This window comes from Vibrio sp. Evd11 (genome assembly GCF_900382755.1).
Taxonomy (GTDB): domain Bacteria; phylum Pseudomonadota; class Gammaproteobacteria; order Enterobacterales; family Vibrionaceae; genus Vibrio; species Vibrio lentus.
The window spans coordinates 45,393-64,420 of record NZ_OSDX01000025.1; the positions used below are offsets into that span (position 1 = coordinate 45,393).

Below are 19,028 nucleotides of genomic sequence, written 5' to 3' on the forward strand. Positions count from 1 at the left end.
TCTATTCTCTAACTATTAAATATTATCGACTGACTGACCTGACAGTGCAGCTCGAATTGATTTATCCATACGACGAGAAGCAAAGTCTTGGCTCGCTTTGTCGGTATTCTTAATTTCTAGTTCGATGGCATCAGCACTTTCGCCATTACGCACTTCAATCAGTGCTTCAATAGCTTGCAGAAGATGCTGCTTTTCTTGCTCATCAAGCAGCTCATCGCCATCAGCTTGCATTGCTGCAATAAGACCTTCGATAACACGATCTGCTTCTACACGTTGTTCAGCTAGAGCACGTGCTTGCATGTCTTCTTTAGCAAACGTCATCGAATCTTTCAGCATGCTCGCCACTTCATTATCGCTTAAGCCGTAAGACGGTTTAACCTGAATTTCAGCTTGAACACCTGTGCTCTTCTCCATAGCAGTCACCGATAGCAGGCCATCAGCATCTACTTGGTAAGTCACACGAATATGCGCCGCACCAGCCGCCATTGGTGGAATGCCTTTCAGAGCAAAACGAGCCAATGAACGACAGTCATCAACCATCTCACGTTCACCTTGTACCGTGTGTACTGTCATTGCAGTTTGACCGTCTTTGAACGTGGTAAATTCTTGTGCGCGAGCAACAGGGATCGTGGTATTGCGTGGAATGATCTTTTCGACCAAGCCACCCATCGTTTCGATACCTAGGGAAAGAGGAATAACATCAAGCAGCAGCATTTCAGAGTCAGGCTTGTTGCCGACTAAAATATCCGCTTGGATAGAGGCGCCAATCGCAACCACTTCATCTGGGTTAATGCTGGTTAATGGCGTACGACCAAAAAAGTCACCTACCATTTCACGTACAAGCAATGTACGAGTTGAACCGCCGACCATCACGACTTCTAGAACATCATCCGCGTCAACTTCGGCATCTTTCAATGCACGACGACATGAAAGCAGTGTTTTCTTAACAAGTGGCTTAATGATGTCTTCAAACTCTTCACGAGTTAATGAACCAGCCCAACCCAACACTTCAACATTAACGCTTTCAGCTTCAGATAAGCCAATCTTCGCTTCTGTTGCTGCATCTAGAAGAATACGATTCTGTTCTGCAGTTAGCTCTGATAAGCCCATTTGCTCTTGGAAATGTTCTGCGATCAAGTGGTCAAAGTCGTCTCCGCCTAATGCAGAGTCGCCACCAGTTGCTAATACTTCAAAAACACCTTTAGACAGGCGTAAGATAGAGATATCAAACGTGCCACCGCCAAGATCATAAACCGCAATCACCCCTTCTTTGCCTGAATCCAAACCGTAAGCAATCGCTGCCGCAGTAGGTTCATTAAGAAGACGTAACACGTGAAGGCCAGCAAGTTGAGCCGCGTCTTTTGTACCCGCACGCTGTGCATCATCAAAATACGCAGGAACCGTAATCACGGCACCAGATAATTCACCGCCTAACGTAGACTCAGCACGTTGGCCAAGCGCTCGTAGAATATCAGCAGAAACCTGGATTGGGTTCTTGTTGCCTTGTTCTGTACGTATCACAGGTAGACCATTATCACTTTCTTCAAACTGATATGGCAGAGACGGGTATCGCTGTTGAATATCCGACAGTGAGCGACCAATTAATCGCTTAACTGAGATAATGGTATTTTTAGGGTCAGTCTGCGCGTTAGCACGAGCTTCATCGCCAGTCGTATAAGATTCCGACTGGTAGTGAACAACTGAAGGTAAAATGCTTCGACCTTGTTGATCAACGAGTGTGCTCGCCTCGCCACTGCGTACTGCAGCAACCAACGAGTTTGTTGTACCTAAATCAATACCCACAGCAAGCTTGTGCTGGTGAGGAGCGGCGCTTTGCCCTGGTTCTGCAATCTGAAGTAGTGCCATGGATGTGTCCTTGTTATACAAACTAGCCGATCAAACGATCTTCAACTAATTCGATTTCATTCTTTAATTTTGCAATAAACTTAAGCTTTCTTACTCGGTCTGCAGCTTCTAGCCAAGCTTCGCTTTCGAGTTCTTGTTGGATAGCACTTAATTGTTGTTTATACATTTTGCTAACCTTGCCTTCAAATGCAAATAGCGCATCTTCAGGATCAGAACTGTCTGCGATATCTTCCAGCTCTTCACGCAGTTCCATTTGCTCCATCAGGAACATCGGATCTTGCATGGTTTGTTGTTCACCACGAATGTCTTCTCCGTGTTGAACCAACAGGTATTCCGCTCGGCTGATTGGATTCTTCAATACCTGATACGCATCGTTGATTTGTGCCGCTTTTTGCACGGCTAATAAGCGATCACGCTCAGAAGCTACCGCAAATTTATCAGGATGGAATTGGCGTTGCAGATCTCTAAACTGAGAAGAAAGAAGGCTACCATCCAGTTGAAACTGAAGTGGTAGCCCAAATAATTCGAAATGATTCATGTAAAGGTGGTCCTAAGTTTAGGCTCTTTATTCAGAGCCTAATTTTATTCTTCGCTTACAACGCTTAACGATTTAAGCGTTTAAACATTGAAGCTCTCACCACAACCACATTCGCCTTTCGCGTTCGGGTTGTTGAATTCAAAACCTTCGTTTAGGCCTTCTTTTACATAATCAAGCTCAGTACCGTCTAGGTATACTAGGCTCTTTGGATCAATGATGACCTTCACACCTGAGTGCTCAAACACTTCGTCTTCTTCGTTGAGCTCGTCAACGAATTCCAGCACATACGCCATACCCGAACAGCCAGTAGTTTTTACTGCTAAGCGTAACCCGAGACCTTTACCACGGTTATCTAGGAAAGCTTGAACTCGGCTTGCTGCCGTATCTGTCATGGTGATGGCCATACTACAACCTTGTGTTTTATATAAATTGAGAACTCAGGTGGGAGCACAAAGGGTGCTCCCAAATATTACTTATTTTGTCGACGTAATTACGGTATTGAAGCGATTAGTGCTTCTTTTTGTAATCCGCAACCGCTGCTTTGATTGCATCTTCAGCAAGAATTGAACAGTGAACTTTCACTGGTGGCAACTCAAGCTCTTCTGCGATTTCAGAGTTTTTAATAGCAGCTGCTTCATCAATACTTTTACCTTTAACCCACTCTGTAACCAGTGAGCTAGAAGCGATTGCGCTACCGCAACCGTAAGTCTTGAATTTTGCGTCTTCGATAATGCCTTCTGCAGATACTTTGATTTGCAGTTTCATTACGTCACCACAAGCCGGTGCGCCAACCATACCGCTACCTACACTTGGGTCTTCTTTATCAAACGAACCTACGTTACGTGGGTTTTCGTAGTGATCAATTACTTTTTCGCTATATGCCATGATAGTTACCTCGAATCCTCTATTTCCGTGAGATTAGTGATGAGCCCACTCAACAGTGTTCAAATCAATCCCTTCTTTATACATATCCCATAGAGGAGACATGTCGCGTAATTTGTTTACCGCTACACGGATTTGAGCAATCGCGTAGTCGATTTCTTCTTCCGTTGTGAAACGGCCGAATGAGAAACGTACTGAGCTGTGTGCCAGTTCATCGTTTAGACCAAGAGCACGTAGAACGTATGAAGGCTCTAGGCTTGCTGATGTACATGCTGAACCCGATGATACTGCTAGGTCTTTTAGAGACATAAGCAGAGACTCACCTTCAACGAAAGCGAAGCTCACGTTTAGGTTGTGTGGTACACGTTGGTCTAAGTCGCCGTTTACGGTTACTGCTTCTAGATCTTGAACACCTTTCAATAGGCGCTCACGAAGTGCTAGTGCGTGATCGTAATCTTTCTGCATATCTTGCTTAGCGATAGCAAACGCTTCACCCATACCCACGATTTGGTGAGTAGCAAGCGTACCAGAACGGAAACCACGTTCATGACCGCCACCGTGCATTTGCGCTTCAAGGCGAATACGTGGCTTACGACGAACGTACAAAGCGCCGATGCCTTTAGGGCCGTATGCTTTGTGTGCAGACATAGAGATAAGATCAACTTTCATCTCTTTTACGTCTAGTGGGATTTTACCCGCAGACTGCGCCGCATCAACGTGGAAGATGATCTTGCGTGCACGACATAATTCGCCGATTGCACCGATATCTTGGATTACACCAATCTCGTTGTTTACGTGCATGATAGAAACTAGGACAGTATCTTCACGCATTGCAGCTTGTAGCTTGTCTAGATCAATGATGCCGTTTGCTTCTGGCTCAAGGTATGTAACCTCAAAACCTTCACGCTCTAGTTGGCGACATGGATCAAGAACCGCTTTGTGTTCTGTTTTGCACGTGATTACGTGCTTACCTTTCTTCTCGTAAAAGTGCGCTGCACCTTTGATAGCAAGGTTATCTGACTCAGTAGCGCCTGACGTGAAAACAATCTCACGTGGGTCTGCATTTAGTAGATCGGCAATTTGCTCACGAGCATTATCTACTGATTCTTCTGCCTGCCAGCCATAACGGTGTGAACGAGACGCAGGGTTACCGAAGTTACCATCCATCGTCATACACTGAACCATCTTTTCAGCAACACGTGGATCGACTGGACATGTAGCTGAATAGTCAAAGTAAATAGGCAGTTTCATTTTCTACTCCAATGTAAAAACTGACCGCTAAGAGCGGGCATTAACACCGTGAGGTGCTGCACTAATCGTTGTAGTGCTCGTATTTTTTTGTGCAAAACCATTATTAACCGCAAGATCAATATCTTGACGATCAGAAATCTGTAAAACTTCGTTATCTTTCATTAGCTCACCGAGCGTAATGTCATTTAAGAAGCTGCTAATACGGGAGCTTAAATCACGCCATAAAGTGTGAGTTAAACAACGACTACCACCTTGGCAATCTGCTCTACCGTGACACTTAGTTGCGTCGACTGATTCGTCAACTGCAGCAATCACAGTTCCGACAGCGATGTCGCCCGCTTCAGCACCTAGGCGGTAACCACCACCAGGACCACGAACACTAGCAACTAAGCCAGCTTTACGTAACTTAGAAAATAGCTGTTCTAAGTAAGATAACGAAATACCCTGTCGCTCTGAAATGTCAGCCAGAGGAACTGGGCTTTTTTGCGAATGCAGTGCTACATCTAGCATAGCTGTTACCGCATATCTTCCTTTAGATGTAAGTTTCATATCACACCGTATCCACATTGTTTATGTGGTTGGAATTTTCCCATACCCGACCAAATTGGTCAAGTATTTAGTTGACTATTTTAGTCAGGTATTCACCCCTACCTATTGCATGGGCTTTATTTGTCTTTATTACTCTTCTCAATAGAGGTCAAAATACCGCGTAGAGTATTGATCTCTTGTAGTTCTGGACGAGCTCGGCTGAATAGGCGACGTAGCTTGTTCATCACCTGACCTGGCTTGTCCTTAGAGATAAATTGGGTATCGATGATCACTTTTTCAAGGTGTTCGTAGAACATTTCTAGTTCTTCGTGACGAGGATAGTCATCTTGTTGCTGCGGCTGATATTGGCTAGCAACCATATCAAGGTGTGCCACACGAACTTCATAGCTCAGCGTTTGTACCGCCATTGCTAGGTTCAGTGAACTGTATTCAGGGTTTGCAGGAATACACACATGATAATGACACTTTTGCAGTTCATCATTTGTTAGACCAGTTCGTTCACGGCCGAAGACTAATGCTACAGGGTGTTTTTGACCTTCAACTGCAAACTTTTCACCACATTCACGCGGCTCAAGCATTGGCCATTCAAGCGTACGTGAACGCGCACTCGAACCTACCACCAAACCACAGTCTTTTACTGCTTCATCCAGTGTAGAAACAATCGTCGCATTTTCTGCGATGTCACCTGCACCCGCTGCCAGTGCTAAGGTCTGCTCGTCAACTTCACATTGAGGATCGACAAGAACCAATTGACTCAAACCCATCACTTTCATTGCGCGAGCTGCTGATCCGATATTTCCCGAATGAGACGTACCAACCAGAACGACTTTTACATTGTCTAACATGCTATATGACACCACTTTAAAAATAATCGCGAGATATTAACACATAGCTAAGTAAAATGGTCAGACCCTTCTCGTAATGTGAATTCAAGAGTTCAAAAAACAACCACTTCCCTTTTGCAAAAAATTTGGTATACTCGCCGCCGCTTTAAACTGTTCTTTAACATCTTGTGGGAAAAACCTATGCATCCAATGCTAAACATTGCGATACGCGCTGCGCGTAAAGCTGGCAACCATATTGCTAAATCTCTAGAAACAACTGATAAGATCGAAACGTCTCTAAAAGGTAACAACGATTACGTTACTAACATTGCTCAAGAAGCTGAGTACATGATTATTGAGACAATCAAATCATCTTACCCAGAGCACAGCATTATTTCTGAAGAGTCAGGCCTAACTGAAGGTAAAGACTCTGACGTACAATGGATCGTTGACCCACTAGATGGCACCAACAACTTTGTAAAAGGTTTCCCTCACTTCTCAGTATCTATCGCTGTTCGCATGAACGGTCGTACAGAAGTTGCTTGTGTTTATGATCCAATGCTAAACGAGCTATTCACAGCTCAACGTGGCGCTGGCGCACAACTTAACAACGCTCGTATGCGTGTTACTCAACTTAAAGACCTTCAAGGTACTGTTCTTGCTACTGGTTTCCCGTTCAAGCAAAAACAACACTCTGAATCTTTCATGAAAATCATCACTGGTCTATTCGTTGACTGTGCTGACTTCCGTCGTACTGGTTCTCCAGCGCTTGACCTATGTTACCTAGCGGCTGGCCGTGTTGACGGTTACCTAGAACTAGGCCTTAAGCCATGGGATCTAGCGGCTGGCGATCTAATCGCTCGTGAAGCTGGTGCTATCATGACTGACTTTGCTGGCGGTACTGATTACATGACTTCTGGTAATGTTGTTGCTTCAAGCGCACGTGGTGTTAAGTCTATTCTTAAGCACGTTCGTGAGAACGCAAACGAAGGTATGCTGAAGTAATTCAGGCCTTACGTTAAAGCTCTCTTATAGCAGAGCGTAGAAATTCTAAAGCCTCGCGATTGCGGGGCTTTTTTGTATCTGCTAGCAAGGTGGCGCTTAGTTACATTGAGTGCAACTCACTTCAACGTTAAATTGCATTGAGCTCAACCACAAAATACAGATGTAAAAAAACCGCTAGTTACCTAGCGGTTTTTTTTGTATATCGAAACAGTTTAAGCCAAGGCTTAAGGCATCTCGTTAAACTCTTCACCTTCTTTATCCACTTGTGGTGGCATTAGGTGTTCACGCGTAATACCCAACTTCATAGCGAGTGCAGAGGCAACGTAGATAGAAGAATAAGTACCAACGGTAATACCCAATAGAAGTGCAGTCGCGAAGCCGTGAATCATAGCACCACCCTGTACAAACAGAGCGATAACTACGAACAACGTTGTACCAGAAGTAATCAAGGTACGGCTCAATGTTTGTGTGATTGAGCTATTCAACACTTCAGGCGCTTCGCCTTTACGCATCTTACGGAAGTTCTCACGAATACGGTCAAATACCACTATGGTATCGTTGAGGGAGTAACCGACCACCGTCAGCAAGGCTGCCACGATAGTAAGGTCTACCTCAATTTGCATTAGAGAGAACACACCTAGTGTGATGATAACGTCGTGTGCTAGGGCTAATACAGCACCTGCCGCCAATCGCCATTCAAATCGCACTGATACGTAGATCAAGATACAGATCAGAGAAACTAAGATCGCAAGACCACCAGCTTCTGTTAGTTCATCACCCACGTTTGGACCAACGAACTCGATACGACGCATCTCAACTTGTTCACCAGTACCATCTTTAATCGCAGACAGGATTTGGTTACCAAGCGTTTCGCCCGCAACACCATCACGTGGACGTAGACGAACCATTACCTCACGCGCAGAACCAAAGTTCTGAACCGTAGCATCACCAAAGCCTTCAGCTTCTAGTGCACTTCGAATGTCAGGTAGGTTTGCTGGCTCCTCAAAACCCACTTCAATCAGAGTACCGCCGGTAAAATCTAGACCCCAGTTCAACGATTTCGTTGTTAGGGTGAAGATAGCTGTACCAATCATCAAGATAGAGAATACAAAGGCAACCTTTGACCAACGCATAAAGTCGATCATTTTTTCTGCTTTTAGAATCTGAAACATATTAATTCCTAGCCTTAGATCGACAGTTTCTTAACACGTTTACCGCCGTACATCAGGTTCACGATACAACGTGTTCCGATAATAGCTGTAAACATTGAAGTCAAGATACCGATTGATAACGTTACCGCGAAGCCTTTAATCGCACCTGTACCGACAGCAAATAGAATGATTGCTGTTAATAGTGTGGTGATGTTGGCATCGGCGATTGTACTAAATGCGTTTGCATAACCTTGGTGAATCGCTTGTTGTGGACTGCGTCCATCTCGAAGTTCTTCACGTATACGCTCAAAGATAAGAACGTTGGCATCGACCGCCATACCGACCGTCAATACGATACCGGCAATACCTGGTAGCGTCATTGTCGCGCCAGGAATCATCGACATCACACCAATAATCAACACCAAGTTAGCCATCAGAGCGACATTCGCAATCAAACCGAAAGTACGGTAGTAAAGCAGTGTAAATAGCATTACTGCAGCCATACCCCAAACCATCGCCATGATACCCATATCGATGTTTTGTTGACCCATAGATGGACCAATCGTACGTTCTTCTACAATCGAGATAGGAGCAATCAATGCACCAGCACGTAGTAGAAGTGCCAAGTTATGAGCTTCAGCCGTTGAGTCGATACCTGTAATACGGAAGTTACGGCCAAGTGCAGATTGAATCGTCGCTTGGTTAATCACTTCTTCGTGCTTACTTAGGATCACTCGGCCTTCAGGTGTTTTACGACCGCTGTCTTTGTACTCTGCAAATACGGTTGCCATTAGCTTACCGATATTTTGACGAGAGAACGTAGACATCTTGCTACCACCTTCGCTATCTAGCGAGATGTTAACTTGTGGGCGACCATATTCATCAACACTTGAGCTTGCATCTGTAATGCTAGAACCGCCTAAGATAACGCGCTTCTTAAGTACTACAGGGCGACCATCACGGTCTTGCTTGATTTCACTACCAGCAGGAGCACGACCAGCAGCTGCAGCGGCCAAATCGGCACTGCTGTCTACTTCACGGAATTCAAGAGTAGCGGTTGCGCCTAAAATTTCTTTAGCACGAGCCGTGTCTTGAACACCTGGCAATTCCACTACGATACGGCTAGCACCTTGACGTTGAACCAAAGGCTCAGCAACACCAAGTTCGTTAACACGGTTACGTAGAATGGTAATGTTTTGCTCTACCGCGTAGTTGCGGATTTCTTGAAGGCGAGTTTCAGTGAAGTTAGCAATCAAAGAGAAACGACCGTTAGATTCCGAATCTACGAACGTCATATCTTGATGCTTAGATTGCAGTAGCGATTTCGCTTCAGCAAGCTGCTCTTCGTTACGCAGAATCACTTCCACGGCGTCTTTACCCGATGGGCGAATAGCACGGTAACGGATTTTTTCTTCACGAAGTTCGCTACGGAACGCTTCTTCTTGTTGGCCAACGAGTTTTTCCATTGCAGCGTCCATATCCACTTCCATTAAGAAGTGAACACCACCACGCAGGTCAAGACCCAGTTTCATTGGTGCAGCACCAATAGACTCGAGCCAATCAGGAGTTGAAGCAGCTAAGTTTAGAGCAACGATAACGTCATCGCCTAGTGCTTCTGTGATGATATCACGGGCACTGATTTGCGTATCTGTATCGTTAAAGCGAACAAGAATGGAACCGTTCTCTAGAGCAACGGATTTAGTAGAAAGGCTCTTTGCTTCAAGAGCGTCGGTGACAGCATCCAGCGTAGACAGATCTACAGAGGCGCCGCGCGCCCCTGTAACTTGAACTGCCGGATCTTCACCGTATATATTTGGAAGTGCGTACAACGCAGCGATAGCGATGGCAAACATCACCATCAAATACTTCCATAACGGATAACGGTTTAGCACAGCGAGGATCCTCTAGCTGTTTATAGAGATTTCAGAGTACCTTTTGGTAGCACTGCTGTAACGAAGTCTTTCTTGATAACAACTTCGTTGTTTGCGTTCAGTTCGATAGCAACGTAGTCGCTGTCTTCTGCAATCTTAGTAATCTTACCAATCAGACCGCCGCTCGTTAGAACTTCATCGCCTTTGCCCATAGAAGACATAAGGTTCTTATGCTCTTTTACGCGCTTAGCTTGTGGACGGTAGATCATGAAGTAGAAGATCACAGCGAACATACCTAGCATGATAAGCATTTCGAAACCGCCGCCTGCTGGTGCACCTTCTGCTGCTGCGTGAGCTTGAGAAATAAACATTAAAAACATCCTCTATTATATTTTAGTAATTGTTTGTCTAATTGGGTTGCATCCCTTTATTTTCAAGCCCCATCACTCGGAAGAGAGATGGGGCTCGCAAAAAAGAAATACTAAGATTCTTTACCTAGTGGTGGCACTTCACGCCCCATTCTTGCGTAGAACTCAGCAACGAACTCTTCAAAACGGTCTTCATCAATAGATTGACGAATGTCTGACATGATTCGTTGGTAGAAACGCAGGTTATGGATAGTGTTTAGTCTTGCACCTAGGATTTCATTACAGCGATCCAAATGATGTAAGTAAGACTTACTGTAGTTCTTACAAGTGTAACAGTCACAATCTGAATCTAGTGGTGTTGTATCGGTTTTATGCTTCGCATTACGGATCTTGATCACACCTTCAGTCACAAACAAGTGGCCGTTACGTGCATTTCGCGTTGGCATAACACAGTCAAACATGTCGATACCACGACGAACACCTTCAACTAAGTCTTCAGGTTTACCTACGCCCATCAGGTAACGTGGTTTATCTTCAGGCAGTTGAGGACATGTGTGCTCAAGAATACGGTGCATGTCTTCTTTTGGTTCGCCTACTGCTAGGCCGCCAACAGCGTAACCATCAAAACCAATTTCTGTTAGGCCTTTAACGGATACATCACGAAGGTCTTCGTATACGCCACCTTGAACGATACCGAATAGTGAGTTCGGGTTTTCTTGCTTATCAAAGTGATTGCGTGAACGCTGAGCCCAACGAAGAGACATCTCCATTGAGTCTTTAGCTTCTTTGTGCGTTGCTGGATAAGGCGTACATTCGTCAAAGATCATTACGATATCTGAACCTAGATCCTTTTGGATTTCCATCGACTTTTCAGCGTCCATGAAGATCTTGTCACCGTTTACAGGGTTACGGAAGTGAACACCCTCTTCAGTGATTTTACGCGTAGCACCTAGGCTGAATACTTGGAAACCACCTGAATCAGTCAGGATAGGTCCTTTCCAGTTCATGAAGTCGTGCAAATCACCGTGCAGTTTCATGATTTCTTGACCAGGGCGTAACCATAGGTGGAACGTATTACCTAGTAGGATTTCAGCACCGGTGTCTTTCACTTCTTCAGGAGTCATGCCTTTAACCGTACCGTAAGTACCTACTGGCATGAATGCTGGTGTTTCAACGCTACCACGTTCAAACTGAAGTTGACCACGACGTGCGCCGCTGTTTGTTTTTTTAAGTTCGTATTTTAATTTCACGAAGCCTCCAATATGCCAGAGAAACAATCTGACTGATAATTCAGAACCTTAAGCTAAACATAAGTTCAATCTAGCGAGTTCTATGAGGAGCGGTCGCGTATTCCTTGCGAGAGATTAGACAGTGACCTGCCCGACTCCTAGCCTACTGCTAGCACCCGTAAATATTTTGTATCTAATGGTGAATCGATTAGCTCACCAAGCTTTAAGATCAAAGCTTTAAATTATGCTGTTTTCTTGTTGATGAACATGGCATCACCGTAGCTGAAGAAACGATATTCGCTCTTCACTGCATGATCATATGCGCCCATCACATTGTCATAACCAGCAAATGCACTCACCAACATAATCAGAGTTGATTCTGGTAAGTGGAAATTAGTAATCAAACAATCCACTAGCTGATATTCATAGCCAGGGAAAATGAAGATTTCGGTATCACCAAAGAAAGGAACGAGCTCAGTGCCTTTTTTCAGTGCGTCTTGCGCTGCACTTTCTAGTGAGCGCACAGATGTTGTACCAACGGCAATGATACGCCCGCCACGAGCTTTTGCAGCCGCTACGGCATCAACCACTTCTTGCGGCACTTCAACGTACTCTGCATGCATATGGTGATCATTGATATTATCTACTTTTACCGGTTGGAATGTGCCCGCACCTACGTGAAGTGTCACATAAGCAAACTCGACACCTTTTGCCTTCATGTCAGCCATCAGCTTGTCATCAAAGTGAAGACCCGCAGTTGGCGCAGCAACGGCACCCGGTTTCTCATTATAGACAGTCTGGTAACGCTCTTTATCTGCATCTTCATCAGGACGATCGATATAAGGCGGTAATGGCATGTGACCGACGTTGTTTAGAATATCTAAAACGCTTTGATCGGATGTGAAATGGATTTCAAATAACGCATCATGACGCGCCACCATTTCAGCTTCATATTCATCGTTCTCACCAAGGAACAACTTAGTGCCCGGCTTTGGTGATTTAGAACAACGAACATGCGCAAGAATGCTTTTCTCATCCAACATACGCTCAACAAGCACTTCAAGCTTACCGCCTGATGCCTTGCGACCGAATACGCGAGCAGGAATAACACGAGTGTTATTGAAAACGACAAGATCACCTGGTTCAACCAAGTCTAAAACGTCTTTAAACGAACCATCAGCTAGGTTGCCATTATTACCGTCTAATTTAAGCAGTCGGCTTGCTGTACGCTCTTCTTGAGGGTAGCGAGCAATAAGTTCATCTGGTAGGTCAAAGTGAAAATCTGAAACTTGCATGTGTCTAGTCTTGTCTTAGTTGATGAGGTTTTATCGTTGTCGAATCATAAATCGCTGCCGCTAATACACCGTTACCGTAAGGAAATAGCTACCGTAAACAGATCGCAGGCGCGACTAAAAATTTCGCAGTGGGCTAGTATAGGCACACGAGCCGCAATAGCAAGGTTTACAGCAATGGATTATTGTAAAGAGGCGTAAAAGAATGCTACCGATTCACCTCCTCAAACTAAAGAATTAGTTGCATAAAACTCCCCCAAAAACGCGTCAGATCTCAGTTATTTTTGCGATAAAAAACTATAGTAATAGCAACAAATTAAAAAAGAAGGAGGTTCATATGATCAAGGTTGAAGATATGATGACTCGCAACCCTCATACTCTATTGCGCTCACATTCACTGGCCGATGCAAAGCACATGATGGAAGCGCTTGATATCCGCCATATTCCGGTCGTTGATGCCGACAGAAAACTACTCGGTGTCGTCACACAGCGAGACGTTCTAGCCGCTCAAGAATCCAGCCTACAAAACATCCCACAAGCTCAATCTTTTACTCTTGCCACTCCCCTCAACGACATCATGCACAAAAGTGTTATGTCGGTTGAACCACGTGCAGGGTTAAAAGAGTCGGCTATCTATATGCAGAAACACAAAGTGGGCTGTTTACCTGTCGTAGAAAACTACGAATTAGTAGGGATAATTACTGACAGTGATTTCGTCACGATAGCGATTAACTTATTAGAGCTACAAGAGGAAGTAGAACCGGAAGAAGTAGAAGGTTAATCAAGGTTGTTTTACCCGCTCCCCCCTAGAGCCTTTCAATCCAAGGCTCTTTACATGCCCCAACTCTCACATATTCACTGTGAAACTCACTACAGCCCTCATTTCTTCTTAGAGACCAGTTCCAAAGTTTAGGCCTCTCAATAAACCGACCTCACTTATTGTTCTTATATATGAGAATGTAAGGCTCTAATTAGATTTATTGATATATCTATCGTTTGGATAGTGTGAAAATTTGTTAACAATAAAAACAAACTGCCTTTCTGGGAATGATACTTATGAGTTTAAAGAAATTGCTGTCCTTGGGTTTTGGCGTAATTCTTGCGCTAATTTTGGTTATTTCAATCGTTGCTTCATTGCGCTTTTATCAATCGAGTGATGGGTTTAATACCTATCGTTCCCTCGCATTAACAAGCGTATCCACAGGGCGAATCCAAGCCAACATATTGGAAGCTCGTTTATCTGCATTAAAATACATAAAGAACCCTGTTGCATCGCATGCTTCAGAACTGGACAAGCGCATCACTACATCAATTCAATTGATCGACGAAGTGTTAGACGCTCATCTTGACGACCTCCATAAAAATGAGTTTTTAGCGATAGAAAAGCAACTTGAGCAGTACAACCAAGGGTTTAGTCAAGTTGTTCAACTGGTCAATACTAGAAACAACTTAGTGAGAGAGAGCTTAGATCCATCAGGTTTAAAGATGCGACAAGCAGTGACTAACTTGATGACACAAGCTTCTGCTGAAGAGGATTTAGAAGTTGCTGTTAGTTCAGGGCAACTTCAACAACACGTGTTGCTATCAAGGTTATATGCTTCTAAATTTCTGACCAGTAACAAAACAGAAGATGCTCAGCGAGTAGAAAAAGAATTTGCATCCGCAGCGTTGCTTGTAGAAACAATAGAATCTCAACTAATGTCGAACGAGCAAATTCGATACTTAACTAATTTTAATACCGCTTTTAAAGCCTACCGTCTGACATTTTCAGAAGTCGTTGACACGATAAAGGAACGAAACCGCATAGTTTCTGACACTCTTGATGTTGCTGGTAGCAATGCGGCGAAAACAATTGAAGAAATAAAGCTATCGACCAAGTCAAAGCAAGACTCTGTCGGACCAAACATGGTTGAACGATTTTCAAATGCTCAATTTATCTTAGGCGCACTTTCAATCATTGTTATTGCTATCGCCCTTGGTATTGCAATCTCAATTTACCGAAGTGTATGGAAAGTCGTAGGGGGTGAGCCTAGCGAAATTCAATCAATTGTCGAAGAAGTTGCTTCAGGCGATCTTTCAAAACAGATTCCAGTAACAGGTAAAGAAACGGGTATATACGCCAACATTTTAGAAATGCGCCAAGAACTACGTCGCATCATCGATGGATTCCACCAAATTTCAGACAATGTTTCAGCAGCTTCAGTTGAGTTAACAGCCGTAATGAGCCAAACCGAGGGGAACGCTCAACAAGAACTGAGTCAAATGGAACAAATAGCAACAGCCATCAATGAGCTTTCTAGCACTGCGAATGAAGTCAGCCACAACGCTGCTAGTGCTGAGAACGCAGCAACTGGTGCAACTTCCAACGTCAAAGAGGGAGGAGTTTCACTCGATGCATCTGATGATATCTCTCGCAAGGTTGAAGACTCAATCGAAGAAACATCAAACATCGTCAATCAACTGCAAGAGTACTCGGTAGAGATCGGGACTGTTATTGAAGTGATCAACTCGATTTCCGAACAGACGAATTTGCTTGCGTTAAATGCGGCAATTGAAGCAGCACGAGCTGGTGAGCAAGGGCGTGGGTTTGCTGTCGTTGCTGATGAAGTTCGCTCTCTGGCGGCTAAAACACAACAATCAACTGTCGATATTCAAGAGATAATCTCTCGACTTCAAGCGCAAGCGAAAGATGCCAATCAATTCATGCAATCTAACCTATCGCTAGCCGTAGAGTCGCGTCATTACAGCGAACAGCTAAGAACTGCATTTGCATCAATCACTGAATCCGTTGGCCTGATTTCAGATATGAATACACAAGTAGCGACAGCATCTGAAGAGCAATCAGGAGTCACACAGGATATTTCACAAAATGTATCTTTGACCTTTGATATCGTTCATCAAAATGTTTCAGGAATTGAGCAGAGCAAACAGGCAAGTGAAGAACTCTCTTCATTAGCAGTGAAACAAAAAGACTTACTGAGCTTTTTCAAAATCTAGCGCTGTAAATAAATTTCCAACGCCACAGTTTGTGGCGTTTTTTTACTTCACATATAAGATAAAGGATAAAAAGCCTCATAAAACTATGAGGCTCTATCGACGATTATCTTAACAGGATGAGTGGGCCAGTGCCTCCCCCGCCGCATGTCTCTGCATTTCGTGAGTAGTATCGGTGCTTAATAATAAGCTCGATATCATCCAAACCTTCAAGGTCTACTATCTCACCGTATCGATCACCCAACTTCACTGACAACCTCCAACCAGAAGCCGCGACACTTCTTTCTTTAAAGGCATACGTTGGATTCAAAAACGCCGATTGACTCTCCTCGTCTGTCATGATGTTGGCACTCATTTGCTGGCGATAACTGTCTTTAGCAAAGAAGTTACCATTCGACACATCCCAGAAACGCGTAGAGTACGACACCAGCTCATCTTTGATGCCCGTTTCATCATCGGTTAACGACCCCGGCATACGACTGCGCATATAGTTGTTGCCCCCGTACGTCAAGTAAGCAGGGGTAGAATCTTCACCAGAGATGTCCATACTCACCTGCAAGTTAATACCAATGCTATCCAACTTATCCAAGTAAGTACCCGCATCCGCTAAACAGGTTAGGTCACCATTGCCCGCAACGACTGGACCTTGGAAGAAGTTCGAGCGTGGTAACTCTTTCACGGTACTGAACTCTACCGTTAACCATTGGTCTTGGCCGATACGTTGAGTCAGTTGGGTTAATTTGGCTTTAAACGCTTCATCCGCCGTCAACATCTCGCCGCTTCCATCCAAAGCCGGGTACCACATCGTTTTGCCTCGAAGCTTATCCACATAACCGAAGATGTGCTTTTTAACAGACAGAGTATCCGTCGCCTCTTGGCTGCTTCTTAGATTACGAATGTCATCAAAACGCTGTAATTCCTTAAAGTATTCAATCAGCTGTGGGATATTTTGAATTTTAAATACCGACGCGCGATTAAACCCTTGCTCTGGAGCGACAAAGGCTTCTTGCCACTTGTACTCTAGCGCTTGAACGGCATAAAACATCCACTCTTGCAGCTCTGCAAAGGCCAACTCGGCGTTCAATGCTTCTTTTGTCAGTACGCTGTAATGCACTGGGTTAGCATAGTAACGGTCTGCTTGTTGTTGCTGGTTTTCGCCCAACTGCGCAATCAGTCGCTCTGCTTCCGCACTGAACCCTGCTAACCTTTCGACTTCATAAGCCAGGTAGCTCATCGACTTCGCGATGTCCACTTCTGCCGCTTTGAGCTCTAACATGAGCGCTTTGATGCGCGCCTTAGAATTCACGTCGAGTAACCCGCGCTCAAGGCCTCTAATAGTTGCACGCTCTAACACCGCCAAGGTTTGTGTGTACTGAATGGCGTCATCACGCGGCACGTCTTTTAAGTCCTCTTTTAAGCTGGCCAGCGCTGCTTGTACCAATGACAAATCTACGTTACCCGTTTCGGTAACAAAGTTATCCAGAGTATCTAAATCTTCCTGTTTCAATAACTCACTAATATCGACAGTGACTTTGCCTGACGATGAACCATCGCGCTCCGCATCTCGTTTCTCTTCAAGCAACTGACTCAACGACAACTCATTCTGACCAAACTGCACCATGATTTTATCAATCGCATCATGAACTTGCTTCTCTTGCTCAAGGCGCTCCATCTCAATGGTGATATTGCCTGTGATGGTCTGGCGTGCTTTCTGCGCTCTTTCGACGCCCAGCTTCGCCGCTTTAATGCTTTGTTGCTGTTGAGCGATTAAGCTGCCTTTTCTCTGCGCTTCTGTCTGGCTCGCACACAGGTTGTCGCCTTGTCCTACCGAACAACCCAGCAGTTTAAACAGCTGGTTATTGAGCGCTTGCTGCTCGTTGGTGAAGGTCTGCCTGAACTGGTCGCGTTGATAGCGGTAGTTCGCAGTCGCGTTTTTCGCCTCTTGCAGCGCTTTCTCTGCCGATGGTACGACGTCATACGCGCTGCCTTTGAGTAACATTTTAATCGCGTCAAACGAGTCATAAACGGTGTGGTTTTTGTCTTTGTACCCTTGCAAGAACAAAACAAAGTCATCAGGAAGCCCTAGGTAGTTACCCTCGCCTTTTAACCAATGAATCACCGAGCCCAGTTTCATCGCAAGGCTATTCAGCTTCGCCTGCTCTGCTACCAGCATTGCGCTCACTTGCGCATCGCTGCCTAATAACAGCTCAAGCTGCGTGGCTTTCAATGTCACACTGTTAAGCAGAGTTTGCGCCTCTACTGCTAACGCTTTCATTGTGTCGGTATTCGCGTAGACCGCTTTGAGCTTACTCAGGTGCACTTGCTGATCTAGTAGGGTGCTCATCATTTGATACACCAGCAGAGCGTCTTTGTACCCCACTACTAAAGCTTCGCCTTCAAAGATAGGTGAATGTTGGCCCTGACCATTAAGGTATCGCGCACTCTGTAAATTACGCTGTGGTAATTGCGTCACATACGCCTGTGGATGATTGTCGATAAGCGACCAGTACTCATTCAAGCTACTCTGTAGAATATCAACGGCGTTTTGACGGCTTCGCTCGAGGCTAGCCACCGAGACATCTGCATCTTTAACCCAATCGATTCGAGCTTGGTCAATCGAACGGTTAGCTAAAATAAATTCGGCAGCCGCACGGTCGTAGTAAACATCAAACAGTATCTCTTTAAGGTAAGGTAAATCCGACTGCAGTGCTGCAAAGCCCTCCACCACCTCAATGGCATTATCGGCTGTCAATTTCTCTGCGTTGGCCCATAGCTTAGAAAAATCTTGGCTCAGTACCTCAGAGCTCATCGTAGACACAATATCGCCTAGCGCTGGGTCTAAAGTAAACATGTTATCGAGGTAGCGGAATGCGGCAACGTTTTGTTGTTCAGCGTTATTAGAATAACGCGGATACAAGGTTGCCATTGTTTCTTTAATAGGTGAGTGGCGTAGCGGTGAAACGATACAGCGACCACCATTTAAGCTACCCGATGGACAATGCTTAACGACAGACTTGGTCACTGTTTTTGTACAAGTGCTACCAGATTTTGTGTACTCGCTAGGACAATCCCAAATCTTTTGCGTCTTTTTGATTGTAGTTTGTCCATGCTCAACAAGTATCTTTCTGCAATAATCCGCCCTTATAGGGCCACTCATAGACAGGATCTTAAGGGCTAAGCGGTTTATTTAGATAGAAAAAAGGCTTCA

Annotated in this window: 16 protein-coding genes; 3 read left to right on the top strand and 13 right to left on the bottom strand. The window is 44.7% G+C overall.

The annotated features are described in order from the left end of the window. Positions 1-15 precede the first annotated feature (15 nt). From hscA to trmJ, 7 genes are all read right to left on the bottom strand, one after another. Positions 16-1,866: a Fe-S protein assembly chaperone HscA gene (gene hscA / locus ED652_RS12585; RefSeq protein WP_065105026.1), complete on the bottom strand. Its 1,851-nt coding sequence runs from the start codon at positions 1,864-1,866 to the stop codon at positions 16-18. 22 nt (positions 1,867-1,888) lie between these two features. Further along, entirely contained in the window at positions 1,889-2,404 is a 516-nt protein-coding gene (gene hscB, locus ED652_RS12590; protein ID WP_102383545.1) for a co-chaperone HscB, read from the bottom strand. Between the two features lie 80 nt (positions 2,405-2,484). After that, positions 2,485-2,808: an iron-sulfur cluster assembly protein IscA gene (iscA, locus tag ED652_RS12595; RefSeq protein WP_004735095.1), complete on the bottom strand. Its 324-nt coding sequence runs from the start codon at positions 2,806-2,808 to the stop codon at positions 2,485-2,487. Between the two features lie 103 nt (positions 2,809-2,911). Further along, on the bottom strand, positions 2,912-3,289 hold the full coding sequence (iscU, locus tag ED652_RS12600; protein ID WP_004735094.1) for a Fe-S cluster assembly scaffold IscU: 378 nt from the start codon (positions 3,287-3,289) through the stop codon (positions 2,912-2,914). A gap of 33 nt (positions 3,290-3,322) precedes the next feature. Continuing rightward, positions 3,323-4,537, bottom strand: coding sequence for an IscS subfamily cysteine desulfurase (locus ED652_RS12605; protein ID WP_009848287.1), 1,215 nt, complete (start codon positions 4,535-4,537; stop codon positions 3,323-3,325). A 27-nt stretch (positions 4,538-4,564) separates the two neighbouring features. Beyond that, complete coding sequence (gene iscR, locus ED652_RS12610; protein ID WP_017110474.1) at positions 4,565-5,086, bottom strand: Fe-S cluster assembly transcriptional regulator IscR; 522 nt, start codon at positions 5,084-5,086, stop codon at positions 4,565-4,567. Between the two features lie 116 nt (positions 5,087-5,202). Further along, entirely contained in the window at positions 5,203-5,931 is a 729-nt protein-coding gene (gene trmJ / locus ED652_RS12615; protein WP_017110475.1) for a tRNA (cytosine(32)/uridine(32)-2'-O)-methyltransferase TrmJ, read from the bottom strand. Positions 5,932-6,111: 180 nt separating this feature from the next. Between trmJ and suhB the strand changes: the two genes are divergently transcribed. Next, on the top strand, positions 6,112-6,915 hold the full coding sequence (gene suhB, locus ED652_RS12620) for an inositol-1-monophosphatase (RefSeq protein ID WP_102279638.1): 804 nt from the start codon (positions 6,112-6,114) through the stop codon (positions 6,913-6,915). A gap of 224 nt (positions 6,916-7,139) precedes the next feature. Here the strand turns inward: suhB and secF are convergent, their stop codons facing one another. The 5 genes from secF to queA form a co-directional block, all read right to left on the bottom strand. Further along, positions 7,140-8,087: a protein translocase subunit SecF gene (secF, locus tag ED652_RS12625; protein WP_122055058.1), complete on the bottom strand. Its 948-nt coding sequence runs from the start codon at positions 8,085-8,087 to the stop codon at positions 7,140-7,142. A gap of 14 nt (positions 8,088-8,101) precedes the next feature. Next, positions 8,102-9,958 carry a protein translocase subunit SecD gene (gene secD, locus ED652_RS12630; protein ID WP_017106488.1) on the bottom strand — a complete coding sequence of 619 codons (1,857 nt, stop codon included), beginning with the start codon at positions 9,956-9,958 and terminating at the stop codon, positions 8,102-8,104. Positions 9,959-9,978: 20 nt separating this feature from the next. Further along, positions 9,979-10,308: a preprotein translocase subunit YajC gene (gene yajC / locus ED652_RS12635; RefSeq protein ID WP_010440492.1), complete on the bottom strand. Its 330-nt coding sequence runs from the start codon at positions 10,306-10,308 to the stop codon at positions 9,979-9,981. A gap of 110 nt (positions 10,309-10,418) precedes the next feature. Continuing rightward, a complete protein-coding gene (gene tgt, locus ED652_RS12640; RefSeq protein ID WP_004735086.1) occupies positions 10,419-11,555 on the bottom strand; it encodes a tRNA guanosine(34) transglycosylase Tgt in 1,137 nt (378 codons plus the stop codon). 221 nt (positions 11,556-11,776) lie between these two features. Continuing rightward, positions 11,777-12,829, bottom strand: coding sequence for a tRNA preQ1(34) S-adenosylmethionine ribosyltransferase-isomerase QueA (gene queA / locus ED652_RS12645; protein ID WP_122055059.1), 1,053 nt, complete (start codon positions 12,827-12,829; stop codon positions 11,777-11,779). Positions 12,830-13,163: 334 nt separating this feature from the next. On the opposite strand from queA, the gene ED652_RS12650 reads away from it, so the two are divergent. Further along, complete coding sequence (locus ED652_RS12650) at positions 13,164-13,607, top strand: CBS domain-containing protein (protein ID WP_065113438.1); 444 nt, start codon at positions 13,164-13,166, stop codon at positions 13,605-13,607. 275 nt (positions 13,608-13,882) lie between these two features. Continuing rightward, positions 13,883-15,823 carry a methyl-accepting chemotaxis protein gene (locus tag ED652_RS12655; protein ID WP_122055060.1) on the top strand — a complete coding sequence of 647 codons (1,941 nt, stop codon included), beginning with the start codon at positions 13,883-13,885 and terminating at the stop codon, positions 15,821-15,823. 103 nt (positions 15,824-15,926) lie between these two features. Here ED652_RS12655 and ED652_RS12660 read toward each other — a convergent pair whose 3' ends face one another. Continuing rightward, positions 15,927-18,746 carry a hypothetical protein gene (locus ED652_RS12660; protein WP_122055061.1) on the bottom strand — a complete coding sequence of 940 codons (2,820 nt, stop codon included), beginning with the start codon at positions 18,744-18,746 and terminating at the stop codon, positions 15,927-15,929. Positions 18,747-19,028: the final 282 nt, after the last annotated feature.